The sequence below is a fragment of the Dokdonella soli genome (assembly GCF_039523175.1).
Lineage (GTDB): Bacteria > Pseudomonadota > Gammaproteobacteria > Xanthomonadales > Rhodanobacteraceae > Dokdonella_A > Dokdonella_A soli.
In genome coordinates, this window is record NZ_BAAAEU010000005.1 from 17,716 (window position 1) to 33,282 (window position 15,567).

General features: G+C 59.4%; 15 protein-coding genes and 1 pseudogene. 5 read left to right on the plus strand and 11 right to left on the minus strand.

Annotated features, from left to right (window positions below; genetic code table 11):
• The first annotated feature begins 6 nt into the window (after positions 1–6).
• The 5 genes and pseudogenes from ABD002_RS05110 to ABD002_RS19645 form a co-directional block, all read left to right on the plus strand.
• On the plus strand, positions 7–2,610 hold the full coding sequence (locus ABD002_RS05110) for a right-handed parallel beta-helix repeat-containing protein (RefSeq protein WP_343787854.1): 2,604 nt from the start codon (positions 7–9) through the stop codon (positions 2,608–2,610).
• A gap of 42 nt (positions 2,611–2,652) precedes the next feature.
• Complete coding sequence (locus tag ABD002_RS05115) at positions 2,653–3,588, plus strand: CPBP family intramembrane glutamic endopeptidase (protein ID WP_343787856.1); 936 nt, start codon at positions 2,653–2,655, stop codon at positions 3,586–3,588.
• A gap of 221 nt (positions 3,589–3,809) precedes the next feature.
• Positions 3,810–4,775, plus strand: coding sequence for a threonine ammonia-lyase (locus tag ABD002_RS05120; protein WP_343787858.1), 966 nt, complete (start codon positions 3,810–3,812; stop codon positions 4,773–4,775).
• 240 nt (positions 4,776–5,015) lie between these two features.
• On the plus strand, positions 5,016–5,483 hold the full coding sequence (locus ABD002_RS05125; protein ID WP_343787860.1) for a Rid family hydrolase: 468 nt from the start codon (positions 5,016–5,018) through the stop codon (positions 5,481–5,483).
• Between the two features lie 98 nt (positions 5,484–5,581).
• A pseudogene (locus tag ABD002_RS19645) lies at positions 5,582–5,974 on the plus strand (SpvB/TcaC N-terminal domain-containing protein); the annotation flags it as partial.
• Positions 5,975–6,028: 54 nt separating this feature from the next.
• Here the strand turns inward: ABD002_RS19645 and ABD002_RS05130 are convergent.
• From ABD002_RS05130 to ABD002_RS05180, 11 genes are all read right to left on the minus strand, one after another.
• Positions 6,029–6,259 (minus strand): Arm DNA-binding domain-containing protein, encoded by a 231-nt coding sequence (locus ABD002_RS05130; protein ID WP_343787862.1) that lies wholly within the window; start codon positions 6,257–6,259, stop codon positions 6,029–6,031.
• 650 nt (positions 6,260–6,909) lie between these two features.
• A complete protein-coding gene (locus ABD002_RS05135) occupies positions 6,910–7,173 on the minus strand; it encodes a hypothetical protein (RefSeq protein ID WP_343787864.1) in 264 nt (87 codons plus the stop codon).
• Positions 7,174–7,351: 178 nt separating this feature from the next.
• Entirely contained in the window at positions 7,352–8,131 is a 780-nt protein-coding gene (locus ABD002_RS05140; RefSeq protein ID WP_343787866.1) for a Crp/Fnr family transcriptional regulator, read from the minus strand.
• A gap of 220 nt (positions 8,132–8,351) precedes the next feature.
• Positions 8,352–9,254, minus strand: a complete 903-nt coding sequence (locus ABD002_RS05145; RefSeq protein WP_343787868.1) for a Crp/Fnr family transcriptional regulator — start codon at positions 9,252–9,254, stop codon at positions 8,352–8,354.
• A gap of 214 nt (positions 9,255–9,468) precedes the next feature.
• Positions 9,469–9,663, minus strand: a complete 195-nt coding sequence (locus ABD002_RS05150; protein ID WP_343787870.1) for a CsbD family protein — start codon at positions 9,661–9,663, stop codon at positions 9,469–9,471.
• 89 nt (positions 9,664–9,752) lie between these two features.
• Entirely contained in the window at positions 9,753–10,127 is a 375-nt protein-coding gene (locus ABD002_RS05155) for a hypothetical protein (protein ID WP_343787872.1), read from the minus strand.
• Positions 10,128–11,212: 1,085 nt separating this feature from the next.
• Positions 11,213–11,419: a hypothetical protein gene (locus ABD002_RS05160; protein WP_343787875.1), complete on the minus strand. Its 207-nt coding sequence runs from the start codon at positions 11,417–11,419 to the stop codon at positions 11,213–11,215.
• A 399-nt stretch (positions 11,420–11,818) separates the two neighbouring features.
• Positions 11,819–12,469 carry a BON domain-containing protein gene (locus ABD002_RS05165; protein ID WP_343787877.1) on the minus strand — a complete coding sequence of 217 codons (651 nt, stop codon included), beginning with the start codon at positions 12,467–12,469 and terminating at the stop codon, positions 11,819–11,821.
• 355 nt (positions 12,470–12,824) lie between these two features.
• Entirely contained in the window at positions 12,825–13,097 is a 273-nt protein-coding gene (locus ABD002_RS05170) for a hypothetical protein (RefSeq protein WP_343787879.1), read from the minus strand.
• A gap of 91 nt (positions 13,098–13,188) precedes the next feature.
• Positions 13,189–14,064 carry an SH3 domain-containing protein gene (locus tag ABD002_RS05175; RefSeq protein WP_343787881.1) on the minus strand — a complete coding sequence of 292 codons (876 nt, stop codon included), beginning with the start codon at positions 14,062–14,064 and terminating at the stop codon, positions 13,189–13,191.
• A 203-nt stretch (positions 14,065–14,267) separates the two neighbouring features.
• A complete protein-coding gene (locus ABD002_RS05180) occupies positions 14,268–15,461 on the minus strand; it encodes a DesA family fatty acid desaturase (protein ID WP_343787883.1) in 1,194 nt (397 codons plus the stop codon).
• Positions 15,462–15,567: the final 106 nt, after the last annotated feature.

Here is a 15,567-nt window from a genome sequence, read left to right on the forward strand (position 1 = left end):
TCCGGCATGTTCATGCAAGTCAGGCGACGCGTCAATGCGATCCTGGCAAGTGGCGGCGACGCGATGGCGCGCATGTCCGGTTCTCGCGCGAACCTCGTATTGATCAGTGATGGCGATGTTTCGCCGACCACCACTCACCGAGGAATTCGCATGAAAACCCACTCTCGAACTGCTCTGCTGCGGTCGTGGTTTGCGCTGCCCGTAGCGGCGGTTTGCGCCCTGCCGACCGTCCATGCCGCATCAGTCTGCGTCACCAACAGCGCGCAGTTGTACAGTGCATTGATTCAATCGCAATCACAACCGGTGAACACGCCGTTCACGATCAATCTGATGCAGGGTTCGTCTTACAGCGTTGGTTATCTCGATCTTGTTCCGACCAGTCCGATCACGCTGGCCGGCGGTTACACCGATGCAAGCTGCACCCCCAATACGCGGCAGATCGATCCGGCCAATACCGTGCTGGATCTGAGTGGGAATGGCGCAATCAGAATATCGCAGCTGAGTGGTTCGCCCAAGGCCGGCATCACGGTTGAAGGAATCACGTTCACGCATGGCATCGATGTGTCGCTTAATGCCGGAAACGAGAATGACGGCAGCAGCGGCGACGTGATCGTGCGCCAGTCGCGTTTCACCAATCTGACCAGCGCTGCCGGCCCGCATCTCGACCAATACACGCCGGTAACGTTCTGGACCAACAAAGGCTCGGTCGGCATCGTCAATACGGTCTTCGATCATCTGCAGCAGACCCAGTCGTCCGAATGCGAGGTGGAAATCGATTTGAATGGTGCGGCCGATGCGAGCCTCGGTTTTGTCAGCGCTGACACTTCCAACGGGAAGTCCTTCTGTGTGTCGCCCGATTTTTCCGGTGCAAAAAACCCGGTAATCATCTACAACAGCATTTTCTGGCCGAACGACCAGCTCTACGGGACGTTCGCCCCACTGCATTTTCATGACTATTCCAACAGCGGAACGCCGCCGGATGTCAGCTTGTATTACAACACCATCTTCAATCATGATGGCCCGGCCACCGTGCAGGATTTCGCCACACTCTCCGCCAACCCGCAGGACAATCCGAGGTGGATGAATCCGATTGCAGGCGCTGGGGCCAATTACAACCTATTGCCGAGCTCCACCGCGGTCAACTCGGGCCTTCCGGTCGGTATCATTCCGTACCCGGCCACCGACATGCAATCGGGGGCGCGCGTTGTAGGTGGCGTACCGGATCGCGGTGCGCTCGAATCGCTTTTTACCGTCGCACCGACAACCGTGGTGACCAATACCAACGACAGCGGACCGGGTTCGTTACGTGCCGCGCTCACCTTCGCCAACAAGTACCCAGACGTCGATACGATCACCTTTGCGCTGCCGACCTGCCCCGCGATCATCAAGCTGCAAACGCCGCTGCCAGTCCATCAGCCGGTCATCATTGATGGCTACAAGGACAATGCCCTCGCCAGCCAAAACAGCGATCCGAACGCGTTCAACGCCACGCTGTGCGTCATCCTCGAGGAGGAGACGCCAGGCACTGTAATCGATGCCTTCCACGTGGATACCGGTGGGCTCACGCTGAGCGGCATCGCCTTCGGCGGGTTCTACGACCAGATCTCGATATCGGGCGGATCCGATCACAAGATTTCGGGCAATCAATTCGGCGGTACTGTGGCGGGTATTCCTCTGACGGGCGCGACTACCGCTGCGATTCTCGTGCAGAACATGGCTAGCGGTAATGTCACCATTGGCGGCAATACGCCCGGCGAGCGCAACGTGATCACGCACGCGACGGTAGATGGTGTGTTGATGGACAACACGGTCACCACGGCGCAGTGCTACATCAAAGGCAATCTGATTGGCCTGGCTGCGGATGGAACTGGCGCTGCCGGCAACGGCAACGGCATTGAACTGCGCGGCAACAATTGCGAGGTTTCAAAGAATCGTATCGCAGCCAATTTCCTTGAGGGTATCTGGATCAATGGCGGAGCCTCCAATCTTGTTCAGGCCAACATCTTTGGTCTCGATGCGAAGGGCAACAGCACCCAGAGTTACGGTTGGGCGGTGCGGGTCGACGGAAATCTCAATGTGATTGGCGCACCGGAAGAGGCGGGCTACTCGCCGACCTTGGGCAATGCCATCAGCTTCATGGGGAGCGGCGGCGTACTCGTGAACGGTGCCAGAGACAGCGTGCGAGCCAATTTGAGCAGCTTCAACGGGGATGCACACGATGGCAGCGCGCCGGATATCAAGCTCGCTCCGAACGCGAATTTCAATCAGCCCTATCCGGTGATTGACGGTGTGGCGTTCAGCAACGGATCTGTCATCGTTTCCGGCCATCTGAAGACCGACCCGAATTACACGGATCGCATTGATGTGTACTCGTCCGCGGCCTGTGCTCCGAGTGGCCGTGGGCATGCAGAGCTCTACCTCGGCAGCAAGCAGGTCGCGACCGATGCCAGCGGCATGGTGAGCTTCAGCATCCCGCTAACCATGCCCAACTCGCCGGCAACGGCGGTACTAAGCCTGACCTCCACTGATTACCATGGAAACTCCTCCGAGATGGGCGCCTGTTTTTCCTTTGACAGGATATTCAAAGACGGCTTCGAGCCATTGTTGTAAAACCGCTACTCCGCCACCGAACGAGATCGCAGAGGAATCCACATGTTTTCATCTTCGCGCACCAACGGCATAGGCGCCATGCTCGGGTACGTGGGCTGCTACGTCGCCGCATTGATCTATTTGAGCGTGAGCGGTGGCGAGGGCGCTTGGCTGGATGCGTTGGTCTCGTTCGCGATACTTGGCGTGGCATTCCCGGCGCTCGCTGTGCTTCTTACGCGCAAGATACGACTTCCCGAGCTGCGGTCGGCAGCACCTGCCGCAACGGGAATGGTGATCTACCTGGCGGTATTCGCGCTGGTCGTGCTTGGCTTTGGATTTACAGCGATCCACCGGGAAGTCCAGGCCGAACCTCTGCTATCCATCACGTTACTCGTGATCAAGCTGATGACGATGGTTGCAGTGCCGGCGCTGATTCTTGGCATGCTGACCGGCGGCATGCGCGACTGGTTCGCGCCGCGCTGGCACACGCAGCGACTCTGGCTGCCGCTGGTCGGCATCGGTGTCGCGATGCTGATGTTCGAAGCCATATTCGGTCGCGGCCTGATGACGTTGAGCGCGCTGCACGCTGCGCCGACCGTTCTTGTGTGGGCAGTGCCTGCCTGCTTCGTCTGGCTGTCGCTTGAAGTCGGCATCACGGAAGAATTTCTGTTTCGCGTCGCGCTGCAAAGCAGTCTTGCTGACCGTCTGCGCTCGCCGGTGGCGGGCGTGGTCATCGCTGCGCTGTTGTTCGGCCTGGCGCACGCACCGGGCCTGTATCTGCGCGGCAGCGCTGGCGCGGAGGGCGTCGATACACCGGTGAGCATAAGTTGGGCGATGGCTTATTCGGTCGCGGTGATCTCGCCATCCGGCATCCTGTTCGGCGTGCTCTGGGCGCGTACACGCAGCTTCGCCTTGATCATCGTGTTGCATGCCCTTACCGACCTGCTACCGAACGTCGCACCTTTCCTGCAAGGGTGGATACGTCACGCTGCAGCCTGAAGATGCGGCCCCCAATTCTGCTGGCGAGTGCGCGATGGGTCGAGATGCAGCAGGCCGTCAAGCCGATATCGTGAATATTCTCAGATATCGGAACACGCTGTCTCAGCGAAACGGACCACTTGCGCCAGCAAACTGAACACTAACAGACGTCTTCGAGCTTCGTGTGGACGTGCGGGAAAGATCGCCCTCACGATCGAAGACGATCACCTCGAGTTCGCGCCATGCCCCACCCGTTGATGACCAGGATCGCAGCAGCAACCGACTATTTGGCATCAAGGGTGCCGCAATCCCCGTTGCTGAGTGGGGGGCAGCTGCGCACGTCGGTCGCAGGTCGTGTTTGGCTGAAGGCGGAGAGCCTGTTGCCGACCGGCTCGTTCAAAATTCGCGGGGCGACTTGGCGACTGTCGCAGCTGACCGCGGAGGAACACAAGAGGGGTGTGATCGCATATTCGACAGGCAACCACGCCCAGGCGGTTGCTAAGGCGGCTCGCGATGTGGGCACGTCCGCTCTGATCGTGATGTCTCCCGATGTGCCACGAGCCAAAGTGAAGGCCACGGAGCGTTGGGGTGCAGAGATCGTGATGGCCGAACCGAACAGTCAGGCTCGAAAAGCCCTTGCCGAACAGCTGGCCCGCGAGCAGCGAAGTGTGCTGGTACCGCCCTATGACGACGATGAGATCATCGCCGGCCAAGGCAGCGTTGGTGTGGAACTTGTGCGGCAATGGGGCGTTCATCCACCTGCCGCCGTTTTCGTTCCGATCGGTGGCGGTGGCCTTATTGCTGGCGTCGCATTGGCGCTCAAGCACTTGGCACCACAAGTACTAGTCATCGGTGTCGAGCCCGAGCTGGAAGATGATGCCGCTCGGTCTTGGCGCGGCGGATATATCGTTGGCACTGAAGGTCCGAGCAACTCCATCGCCGATGCAATCAAGGTGCAACGCGTGGGTGATCGAACATTCCCGCTGATGCGGCAGTTCGTCGATGACATCGTGTTGGTCAGCGAAGCGGATATCGGCACAGCCACGCTGCGGACCCTGAACGAGGCTCATTTGGTCATCGAACCGGGTGGTGCAGCATCGATCGCTGCGGCCCTGCGAACCGGCATACCGGGCGAAGTCGTGGCGGTGGCTAGCGGAGGAAATGTCACCCTTGAAGCGCTAACGGCACTCCAGCAGAAATTCGGATGAGATCCATGGGTGTGACTGTAATTGATCTTGCCTCGATTCGCGCTGCGGTCGATACAAGTGATGCGCTTGAACCGGTCGCTCGATCTCTGGTCGCCTACAGCCAAGGCGCAGCGACTGAGACGGCGCTAGGCAAGGTATTGGAAACTTACGTTAGTCTTACCTCCGGTCCGTGAGGCATGCCTGTCTCGTATTAGCGCAAGAGTCGTTCTCTTCCATAAAAAATGAAATAGGAGAAAGAAGATGAATTTCGCTCATGTTTTCGCGGCGCTGACTGTGCTTGCCGGCGCAACCGTCCACGCGGGAGCGCGACTCGAAGGCAAGGTTCTAATGAGCCCCGATCCTTCGACCGCGCAGATTGAAAAGCAGTGGGGGTTTGCTGATGCGGTAGTTACCGGCGACAAGATCTACTTGTCGGGTGTCGTAGTTGGTGTACATGAGGGAGAGACCGACCTCACGGTTGCCTATGGGCGCGCGTTTGATCAAATCGGATCGATCCTAAAGTCAGCCGGAGCGAGCTGGGATGATGTGGTCGACATTTCCAGCTTTCACACCGATCTCGTAACACAAATGCCGGCCATCGTGGCGGTCAAGAACCGTTACGTGAAAGCTCCATTTCCTGCTTGGACTGCGATCCAAGTGGCCCGATTGATTCCCCCGAATGGCGTCACTGAAATCAAAATCGTGGCAGCAGTTCCTAAGAAGAAGTAACCGCGATCCATTGATCAGGAGTTTGTGGCTACTCTTTGCCTGCCACGCTAAGCGGGACGATCGTTGCGTCGGTTCGCGGCACACGCGCCGTGGCCGTAGTGGATTTGTTGCGTTTTTTCGGTTCTCGTTTTGGCCGCCGCGGCGGGCAGTGGATCGCCTATAACGCGTGCCGGGGTGGCGCTGACCAGCTTCGACATCACGCTTGGCGGACCGTCAACGCCGGGGCAACCCGTCTCGCCCGCCGTCACACCGGCACCCCTGCGTTGCCGCCGCTGATTTACGGCGAGCCGACCCCCGCTCCCGATACGATTTCCGATTCCGTCGGCGCGACACCGGGCACGTTCCGTGTCGACGAGGGCGGTGGTGCCAGCTACTCCGTCCCCATTTACGTGCCGCCCGGCACCGCGGGCTTCGCACCGCAACTCTCGATCGACTACCACCAGCGCGGCAGCCACGGGCCACCTGGTCCTGGCTGGACGATCGGCGTCGGTTCGAGAAATCGCCAAGGCGGAGAATCTCGACGAGCGCTATGTCGCCCGCATCCTCTACAGCTCGCTGCTCGCGCCGGACATCGTCGAGAAGATTGTCCAGGGCCGGCAACCGGTCCGGTTTACGGTGAAGTCGCTGAAGTGGTCGCCGCCGCTGGATTCGTAGCGATAGCGCCAGTGTCGAGCGCCGTTCGTGCGGACCTCGATCGCGAGGCCGTTTGCGTCGGCGACGCGATAGACGGTCGCTTTGGCCTTGAGCGCGCGCAGCTTCGTGTCGGTCAGTGCCATGTGAGTAATTCCCCAGTGAGTATTTCCCCGCTACTCACAATCTTACTCACAATCCGATCCGGCTGTCACCGGACGTCACCGGACGTTATAGGCACAAAAAACCCCGCATTTAGCGGGGTTCTTGTTGTTCCGTCGGACAACATTGGACGTCTCGGAACTTGATGATGGCGGTGGGTACAGATTCGTGAGAACCCTTCTCGGCGCGCAAATTCCCTAGAACAGGGAAGTTTTCAGGGTATTCCGTGTCTCTGAAGTGCTTCGCGTGGTCACGGTCACCTGGTGAGCGAGCTGGGGCACCAGATTCGCCTCAGGGAGACGTCACTTTCCTGTGATGGGAACAGCGAAGCCAACAGGGAAGGAGCAGGGAACGATCAGGGACGTGAACAGATGCCTTGGCTTCCGGGCATCGATCATCCGCATCGCGGCTCCCTTCAACACGACCGCATGCCCCGTGGACCACCAAGCGATAGCGATAGCGCAGGGCATACCTCGCCGTGATGCGAGGGAAAGTGCAGGTTCACACGTATGCGCAGAGTGCGCACGACCTCTGTCCGTGCGAGGCACAACATAGCGGCTTGGGACTTGAAACCGTCGGCGCCGCGACGTCGCCATCGTCACGTTGACTCGCGGCCAGTGCAGCTATTGGCCGCTCAGAAAATGATCGCGTTCGAGGCGCGCTCGTTTCGAAAGGCAACCAGGTCCTGCTGGATATCGGCAACGTCTGCTCCAATGCCGTACGTTCCCAGCAAATATTCTGATGGTAGTTCTGGCGCTCTGTCAGCGCCGCTGCAAACCATTTCAGCCTTGGAGTTTAGCCACACCGTCACGTTGCGAGAGGCTCGTGCAATGCTGATGTATTCAGCCATGTATTCAATATCACTGAACAGGGATCCCAAACATCGCTCTTTGCTCATGCTGTGCATTGTGAGCTTCACTCTGGCGTGCCTTGATGACACAAATCTCAATACGCTAGGCTAGCGCGCGAGTAGTCTCCGGTCTGTACGCCAGCGAACGTTGCTTTCTCGAAAGTTTTAGGCGCTGCATCGAATCCAGGTGGCAGTGTCTCCTGCATGCGCCATGGACGACCTCGCGCTATGCGTCCGTCGTGCGAATTGGCCCAGCCAATGCTCGCTGGTGCCGAAACGATCCCGGGCCTCGCGCGCGCGCAGTCATCCCATGTCTATAGACCTCAAGGTCGAATCGATAACATGTGCACGCGGCGGCTTCGAGGCGGTCGCGATTCAGGATCGTGATGCTGCCCCGCCTGTAATGGATCAGCTTGCGCGACTGCAGGCTGCTGGCGGCGGTTGTGATACCGACTCGGCGTACGCCGAGCATGAACGCAAGAAACTCTTGTGTCACATCAAACGAGTCCGCCTGTGCGCGATCCTGGGTCATCAACAGCCATCGCGCGAGCCGTTTCTCGACGACATGAAAACGTGTGCACGCGGCAGTCTGTGCGAGCTGACGGAGAAGGATAGATACATATCGGTCCAAAAGCGGTTGCAGCGCAGGAAGGTTTTCGAGATGGCGCCGGAATGTCGTGGTGTCCGTACGCCAGGCCGCACCCGCACCTTGGGTCAAAGCGCGCAGTGATGCGAAGTCGCCACCCAGGATCAACGCATGCCCGCACATGCCCTCTCTGCCGACCATGCCCACTTCGAGTGTAGAGTGGTCATCGACGGTTGCGAGCATGGAGATGGAGCTCTCGGTCGGAAAATACACATACCGGATGCGATCACCTTGCTCGTAGAGGACGCTGCCGGCGACCAGATCGACCAGGGTGCAATCGGCGAAGAAGCGGTCCCGCTCCTTGGCCGGCAGAGCGTCGAGCAACCGATTGGATGAAGTAGCGCACCGTCTGGTTGACATGGGATTCTCTGGACCTGCCGTGCGCCACTCAACGAATGGCAAAGGAAGAATTCGTTCGATATTGGATCTCAACGAAACAAACGCTCGACGCGAGCCGACGCGAGGAACTTGCGGCAGAAATGCATGTGCCGTCTGTCCGGCAACGCACATAGCAGCGCACATAGCAGCGCACGGAAAAGCGTATCGCCCGAGCGGGAAATCAGCAGTGGGCGATCGGCATTCAGCGATCGCTGAGGGGAGACCTGGTGGTCTTGCGAACGACCTTCGCACGGAGCGAGGCCTGGCTGTTCTGCCACGGCAGTAAGCGCGCGAATTCTCTTCTGACCACTTCGTAACACTCGCACGCCATGCTTTCCAGGCGGGGCCGGTCGAGGACCTTGATCCGACCACGGTTGTACCGGATCACTCCGGCGCGCTGCAGCTTGCCGGCCGCTTCGGTAACACCCTCGCGCCTCACGCCCAGCATGTTGGCAATCAACTCCTGGGTCATCGTCAACTCGTCGGAGGACAATCGATCCAGGCTCATCAGCAACCAGCGACACAGTTGCTGATCCACGGAGTGGTGCCGATTGCACACGGCCGTCTGTCCCATCTGCGTTAGCAGCGCTTGTGTGTAACGCAGGAAGAGCTGCTGCACGCGTCCGGCGAGAACGAATTCATCGCGAATGAACTGGGCTCTCATCCGGAACGCGTGTCCTGCACTTTGCACGACGGCACGACTGGGCGTTGTTCCGCCCCCCATGAACAACGAAATGCCGACGAGTCCCTCGTTGCCGACGATCGCGATTTCCGCTGATGCGCCGTCCTCCAGCACGTACAGCAGCGACACGATGGAGTCCGTTGGAAAATAAACGTGGGGCTGCTCGGTGCCCGATTCGTAGATGACGTCACCGAGCCCCAGATATACCGCAGTGAGATGCGGCGCGAATCGCTCCCATTCCGTCTCCGGCATCGCGCCAAGGAGATGGTTTTGTTTGGGGCTGGCTGACGTGGGCGGCATGCGAAAGACCCAGCACCAAGCGAGCGCCGTAGTCCCAGGAAAGCGACCGGCTTCCTGCAACGCGAACGCCCGGCGAACGGAGCGTTCGTACGCCAGCGTACAGAGTTGGAGAGCGCCTTTCAAGTTGCTGAGCCGACGGCTCAGCCGACTGGCGCAATGGCGCGGTGCATCGTCCCAATCCGCCAGGTGCTTCTCAAGTGCGTGTGCCGGAGACCTTACCGTTCCACGTTAATCCCGTAACACGTCAATCGTACTTCCTACATCATCTGCTATCAGCAGGTCGAACGCGCGTACCGAAAGAGGAGCGCGACACCAAGTGCCGCGCGCTCTTCAATGCTTATAACGCAAGGCCGAATTCCTTGACCTGCTTGTTTGCCTCATCCCTGGCAATGCCGTGACGGTCATAGATCTTTCCGGCGAGATACTCGCTATCGCCGTCGACCTTGAGATCATCATCGGTCAACTTGCCCCACTTCTCCTTGAGCTTGCCGGCAAGTTGTTTCCACTGGCTCCTGATCTTGTCTTCGTTCACTAGAATTTCCTTCAATTGTTGAGGTCGTGCCGGATTCCACTTTGGCTTTTCGGCTTCACCAGTCCACAAACTGCGAAGATACAGAAGGATCAATGGTTGTGATCACGGTCGTCGCCACTGTCGCGATCATGACCGTGCTTGTATTGCTCGATCACCTGCTCACGGCGCTCGTACGGATGCTCCGTGTCCAGATCGATCTTCATGCCGCCGCTCGTGACGTAGCCCCGGCTTGCCGTTGGGAGCTCCTCACCTGACCGCCATGCGCCGTCTTGCTGCCAGTAGTAGATCTTGGTCTCAGGCGCGAAGTAAATGTCGTGATCACCGTAGTAGACGTAGTGATGATGACCTTTCTTGACGGTGACAGTCGTCTCGGTGGTTTCGGTCGTCTGAGCTGTCGCCGGCATGGCTGCCACAAAACCGATCGCCATAGCCGTCGCTGCGACAAGAATGTTGTGTCTGTTCATGATTTCTCCTTATGTTGCTTCAGTAAAAGCTGCGTGCACGTCGAAGACCGACGTATCGCGGCGTCCGAGCGCAAGACTGCGCGTCAGGATCGGCGTCATCTGTTCGACAGCGAACATATCGTTCCAGTCGTTGTGCGGCATTCAGCGTGGGAGCGTTGCCATCAAATCATTTCTGGTGAACGGATCATGCAATACTGAAAGAGATTGTCGATCTAGCGAGCCAACAGGACGCCGCCTGCCCACTTGCGGGATCGATGCTCAGCTGCACTCGCATCAGTGAGTCTTCGTCCACCGATTGGCGTCGTATTGGACACAGGAGGTTCTATGTGCGGCGCCGTACAGAGGTGGCCTCTGCGCGTGCGCATCATGCAGCGATGCGCTGGATCGATGGCCGCGCAAGCTGCGAGATACAAGCCATCAGGCGGAGGTGCCCATGTTGCAGAATCTACTCACGCCGATCTTTCGTTTGATCGAACATGATCCACTGCCGTTCAGACCGGTTCGAGCAATCAATGTGCCGATCGAGCATCCGCGATCGCCTCGGCCACCGCGCCGAAAACCCCTGAGCGTGCTAAAGACAAACGAAGTTCAGCTGCACACCAACCAACTATCGTCTTGAGCATGCCCTGAGAGCCGTCTGGATGATTGTCGCTCCTGTCGCGCAAGAAATTTACGCCGACGCGATTCTGAGCGACGGACTACTTCAGACTTCGCGCCGGCAGAGCTGCGAGGATACCGACGATGCGTTGATCGCGAGATGGTCTTGGGAGTACGCGCGGAAGGCCGTCAGCGGCGTTACCGCTTCGTGTTCTCGGAGCGTGCCGTGCGGCGACCCACAAAAGACTTCATCCATCGATCCGAGGCGCCTGGCTGCTTCGAAGGATCCTCGTGTTGCGAGGCGCCTTCGTCTTTCGTAGCGTCGGTGTACTTGCTGACATCCGGCATCCGCTCGACGCTGCCGATACGAGCCGGATGATTCGAGCCGTGTTGATTGGTTTGCATGATGGCGCTCTTCCGTTCGGTCCAAAATGTCGAGAAGCCCTCATCGTGACGAAGCCTTGAATAGCGCTGGAGAGAGCAGCGTGTCAGGGCGGGCGATCTCGACTGAGGTCGCTGTCGCGAAAACGGCCGGAAGCGCGAATACCTTCGCTCTGGTCTTTCGCCAGCCACGTGATGATGCGCTCACTCGGTGGCGCGCTCTGTGCGCTGACGTACACACGATTGCGGCTCATCTCCGGCGCCGTGTTGCCGGACGTCGTATGTGCGAGACCGCACAGAGACATACTGAGCATGCGCGCATGCTTTAGTGTGCGCTGGATCAGTGCGTCTGCTTTCCATCTGACGGCGATCGCGCGTTCCGCATAGAGGAGCTTGCATGTTCGCCCAATGGGTCAACAGTTCCACCGAACTACCCCAGGAAGGTCAGCCGGTCCAATTCATCCTGGATGGCCGCGAAGCAACAATGGATGGCGCCTACGTCCAGCGGGCTTTCCGGTCACATTGGACAGTCTACGAGGTCGGGCGCGTGCGCAGCTGGCGCCGGCTCCTTGGCTTCGACTCACGGGATACGTCTCCTCTGAGCGCGCCTGCGCTGGAGTCGACAGGATAGTTGGTCAGGCCGAGGGTTCAACAAGCGTCGCCGCGATTGCCGAACGGGCATTCGTCTGGATGCGCAACCTGCACCAGCGGTGTTAGTGGACGACGAGTTCGTCGGCCTCGACCAAACGAACGCCGAGCGTGTTCGTGGTGAACTCAACGGCGAGGTCGCGAGCGGCGCTCGACGCGACCATTCCGCGCAACGACACCACGCCGGCAAGGGTCTTCACATCGATATCGCAACGACCGATTCCACGTGACGACGCCAGCATGGATTTGACGCTCCCGGTGATCCACGGATCGGATTTGACTTGATCGACCTGACGTTCGGCGGCGCGGGACTTGAGATGAGCGCGACCGATGTCAGTGATGGGCGCCCAGTCAACGACGTCGAGCTGGTTGTTAACTCCGACAACACCATAAGTGTCGCTCGCCAACCGGTCGGCGAGCGTCTTTTGCGTCTCGCTGTGCGCGATTCCGTGCAGTTCTACCGTACCTTTGATCGTGAGAACCCGCATGTCGTTCGCATCGATCAGTGAACTCCACCGCAACCGTGACTCGACCTCGGCAGTCGCCACGGCGTCGCCTGACTTGCCGTCACAGCGTGTGGTGTCCATCAGGTCAGCGGTCGCGGCAATCACGCGAGGAGCCGACAACAAGAAACTGCTGAAAAGACCGGCGAGCGCCACCAGCAACCACGTCCGGGCCGGACGTTCTTCTGTTGTATCCAAGATCACGATATTCATCGAGCTGCATCCTTTTTCTCTGCGGGTCGACCGTGTACTGGCGCAGTGGACGCGCGAGGCCGCGGCAACAGATGTACGGACGCGCAGCGCATCGGGTTACGCTGAACTCCTCGTATAGAGTCTGCACTGGCTGGCCTAGGAACTCGGTACGGCACCGCACATGGCGGACGCGTGCGCTTTTGCAGCGGCAGACGATTCATGACTTTCCAGGACAGGACCGCCAGGATTCATGCTGGAACTTGCGCTCGCTTTGAGGTGCCCCATTCTTCAGCCACATGTCGAGGCCTCTCGCGCACAGCGGTTTCGCACCTGATGGCCCGGGGATTTGTTACTTGCCGTGCCAACCACTCGACGGTCAAAGATTCATCACGTGTGAGGCTCGTTCGTTCCGAAACGCGAGCAGATCCGCGTGGATGTCGCCAACGTTGGCTCCTAAACCATAGGTTCCAAGCACTGACTCAGCTGGTAGTTCCGGCACATTGCCAGCTCCGCTACAGACCAACTCCGCCTTCGAGTTGACCCAGATGGTCACGTCGCGAGTGACCAGCGCAGCGACGATATATGTGGCTATGGGTTCAAGCGCGCCGAGCAGAGATCCCAGGCGCCTTTCTTCGATCAGACGGCCCACAATGCACCTCCGGGGCGCACCGGTTAGACGAACAAGCGACGGCTGCGCGTAGCGCAGCCGGTCATATTGTTGTATGTGAAGGTTCTGAACGTCAGTGCTGCTCTTTGTCCTTGCCGTTTTCCAGCTTGGGTGCTGGCTTGGCCGGCATCTCTTTCCGTAGTGCCTGTGGCTGCACAGCATTGTTGTGTTGCGCGATCACCTTTGGCTGTTGCTGTGCCGCCTCGTGCTGCGCCATCGGCCCGGGCGCTGCCGCCACGCGATCTACTGTCGCTCTAGGCGCTGCCGCCCCCGATTCCGCTTTGTGCTGAACCGGCACAGCATGGCTGGAATATTTTTCCGGCGGCCGAACATTCGTGGCAACTGCGCGCTGTGGGCCCCGCGTGTTTGAAGGACCCCCCGCGTCTGCGGGTCGCGTCGGGACAACTTTGGCCGACCTCGGTTCGTCACGTCCCCGGTTGGGCGCAGGCGAAGACCTCGAATCACGGGCCGAGACGCGCCGCGAATTTCCGTACGAATTCGCATTGGTATTTTCACTCGTACGATCGCGCACGACGGCCGGCCGGTATTGCGGACTCACGTGACTCCAGCGCTCGCGTTCACCATACCAGGGGCGGTCGCGGTAGTGACTTTCCCAGTATGCGCCGAACACGAAACTGACGATCGGAATGCCGATCTGCATGCCATAAGCGGGTACCAGAACGCGCCGGCCCCGATATTGTTCCTGAAGGAAATCGCCGGCCACCCAGCCACGATTGTCACCTGTGGCGACATCGCACCATGACCAACCGTCGACGCAGCCCTCGATGGCGACCGGAGTGCCGGAGTACAACCTGGCCACACTCGGATAACTTGAATCCGGTCCAGCGCGCAAGTTCACGTCACCGGTCACGTAGCCATCAGCTGCGAAGGTTGATGTGATTGCTAAAATGGAAAGAACCAACGCGACGGTGGATACGATACGTTTCATCTGCTTTTCCCTCACAAGCTCAAGGGATCAGGTATACGCCACGGGCGCAAGATTCACGGTACGGTAGCGCGCATAGCGTGACGAAGTTGACCCAGCCTGATCCAGGACATAGACGTCAGAATTCTGCGTGCCAGCGACAAGCGGTCTGGCGGATAGGTGCGAGCGCCCGCGCGAGATGCAGCCGTGAGGAAAGTCCCGAACGATCAGCGGGTCGCGATCGTGTTTGCGAGCAGTGAGGCCGCAAATGTCTGCAGTGAACCGATGCCGCTGACTTCCGCTGCGTGCGCCCATCGCGAAAGGCCGTCGGACCCGACATCAACGTCACGTTGCTCCATCAATGCAGCTAGCTGTGTGCGAAACTCGCAGAGGGTGCGGAGGCACGGCCGTGCATCGATCCATGCGTTCAGATGCACACGATCATCAGCTGTAAGCCAACGACCACCGTCAGCGAGTGCGCGACGCAAGCGCAGCGATAGAGAAGGAGACGGTGTGGCACCGCAGCGCCTGGTCTCGTCCCGCACAGCCGGTAGCATCACCTTGCGGAAGTACTCGGTCATCGCCCAGACACGGGGAGCGAGAGTCGCGTGTTGGGGTCCCTTGATGGCGTGGTACTCCGGGTGTTTCCGGTCCGCGCATGCAACGCGCTTCACATGGGCGAGCTTGAGTCCGGCCAGCATCTGGATCACGAGCCAGCCGAGGTCGAATTCGAAGCGACGCATGGAAAATTTCGCCGAGCTCGGGAACGCGTGATGGTTGTTGTGCAGTTCCTCCCCGCCGACCCACATTGCCCATGGAATCAGGTTGGCCGACCGATCCGCCGTCTCGAAGTTGCGATAGCCCCACCAATGGCCGATTCCGTTGACCACACCGGCGGCCCAGAACGGAATCCACATCATCTGTATGGCCCAGATCGCCATACCGCCAACGCCGAACAGAGCCAGATCCACGATGGCCAGGACGGTCGGTCCGCAGTTGCAGTGCGGCGTGTACACGTGGCGCTCGATCCAGTCGTCGGGGGTGCCGCGGCCGTACTTCGTCAACAGCTCCTTGCTGCGGCATGCTTCAGCATAGAGTTCAGTCCCTTTGAACAGGAGCGTACCGATTCCTAAGACGTGTGGGCTGTGTGGATCCTGCTCCGTGTCACTGTGCGCGTGGTGCATGCGATGGACCGCGACCCACTCCCTGGTAACCATCGCCGTGGTCAACCAGCTCCAAAACCGAAAGGCGTGCGTCAGCGCCGGGTGGAAGTCCACTGAGCGGTGCGTCTGGCTGCGATGCAGATACAACGTCACCGTGAATATCGTGAGCTGTGTCATTACCAGCAGATACACGAATATCGTACCGGGGCCGGCTCGGACAATGCCGTTTGACGCGAGATCTAGGAGGAGAGCGACCATCGTCCACAAAGGTGCGTCGCGCTCCTATTGCAGTCTGTGCGCTATCGAACATAGCGGCGCATGCGATGGGTCCGATCACGAAACTGTTGCGTACGCAGATCTGGGC

Excerpts from the sequence above, each read along its gene's own strand:
- ABD002_RS05155 (WP_343787872.1), bottom strand. The coding sequence starts at position 10,127 with ATGAACAGACACAACATTCTTGTCGCAGCGACGGCTATGGCGATCGGT.
- ABD002_RS05115 (WP_343787856.1), top strand. The coding sequence starts at position 2,653 with ATGTTTTCATCTTCGCGCACCAACGGCATAGGCGCCATGCTCGGGTAC.
- ABD002_RS05110 (WP_343787854.1), top strand. The coding sequence starts at position 7 with ATGTTCATGCAAGTCAGGCGACGCGTCAATGCGATCCTGGCAAGTGGC.
- ABD002_RS05165 (WP_343787877.1), bottom strand. The coding sequence starts at position 12,469 with ATGAATATCGTGATCTTGGATACAACAGAAGAACGTCCGGCCCGGACG.
- ABD002_RS05175 (WP_343787881.1), bottom strand. The coding sequence starts at position 14,064 with ATGAAACGTATCGTATCCACCGTCGCGTTGGTTCTTTCCATTTTAGCA.
- ABD002_RS05120 (WP_343787858.1), top strand. The coding sequence starts at position 3,810 with ATGCCCCACCCGTTGATGACCAGGATCGCAGCAGCAACCGACTATTTG.
- ABD002_RS05180 (WP_343787883.1), bottom strand. The coding sequence starts at position 15,461 with ATGGTCGCTCTCCTCCTAGATCTCGCGTCAAACGGCATTGTCCGAGCC.
- ABD002_RS05160 (WP_343787875.1), bottom strand. The coding sequence starts at position 11,419 with ATGCTCAGTATGTCTCTGTGCGGTCTCGCACATACGACGTCCGGCAAC.
- ABD002_RS05125 (WP_343787860.1), top strand. The coding sequence starts at position 5,016 with ATGAATTTCGCTCATGTTTTCGCGGCGCTGACTGTGCTTGCCGGCGCA.
- ABD002_RS05140 (WP_343787866.1), bottom strand. The coding sequence starts at position 8,131 with ATGTCAACCAGACGGTGCGCTACTTCATCCAATCGGTTGCTCGACGCT.
- ABD002_RS05130 (WP_343787862.1), bottom strand. The coding sequence starts at position 6,259 with ATGGCACTGACCGACACGAAGCTGCGCGCGCTCAAGGCCAAAGCGACC.
- ABD002_RS05135 (WP_343787864.1), bottom strand. The coding sequence starts at position 7,173 with ATGAGCAAAGAGCGATGTTTGGGATCCCTGTTCAGTGATATTGAATAC.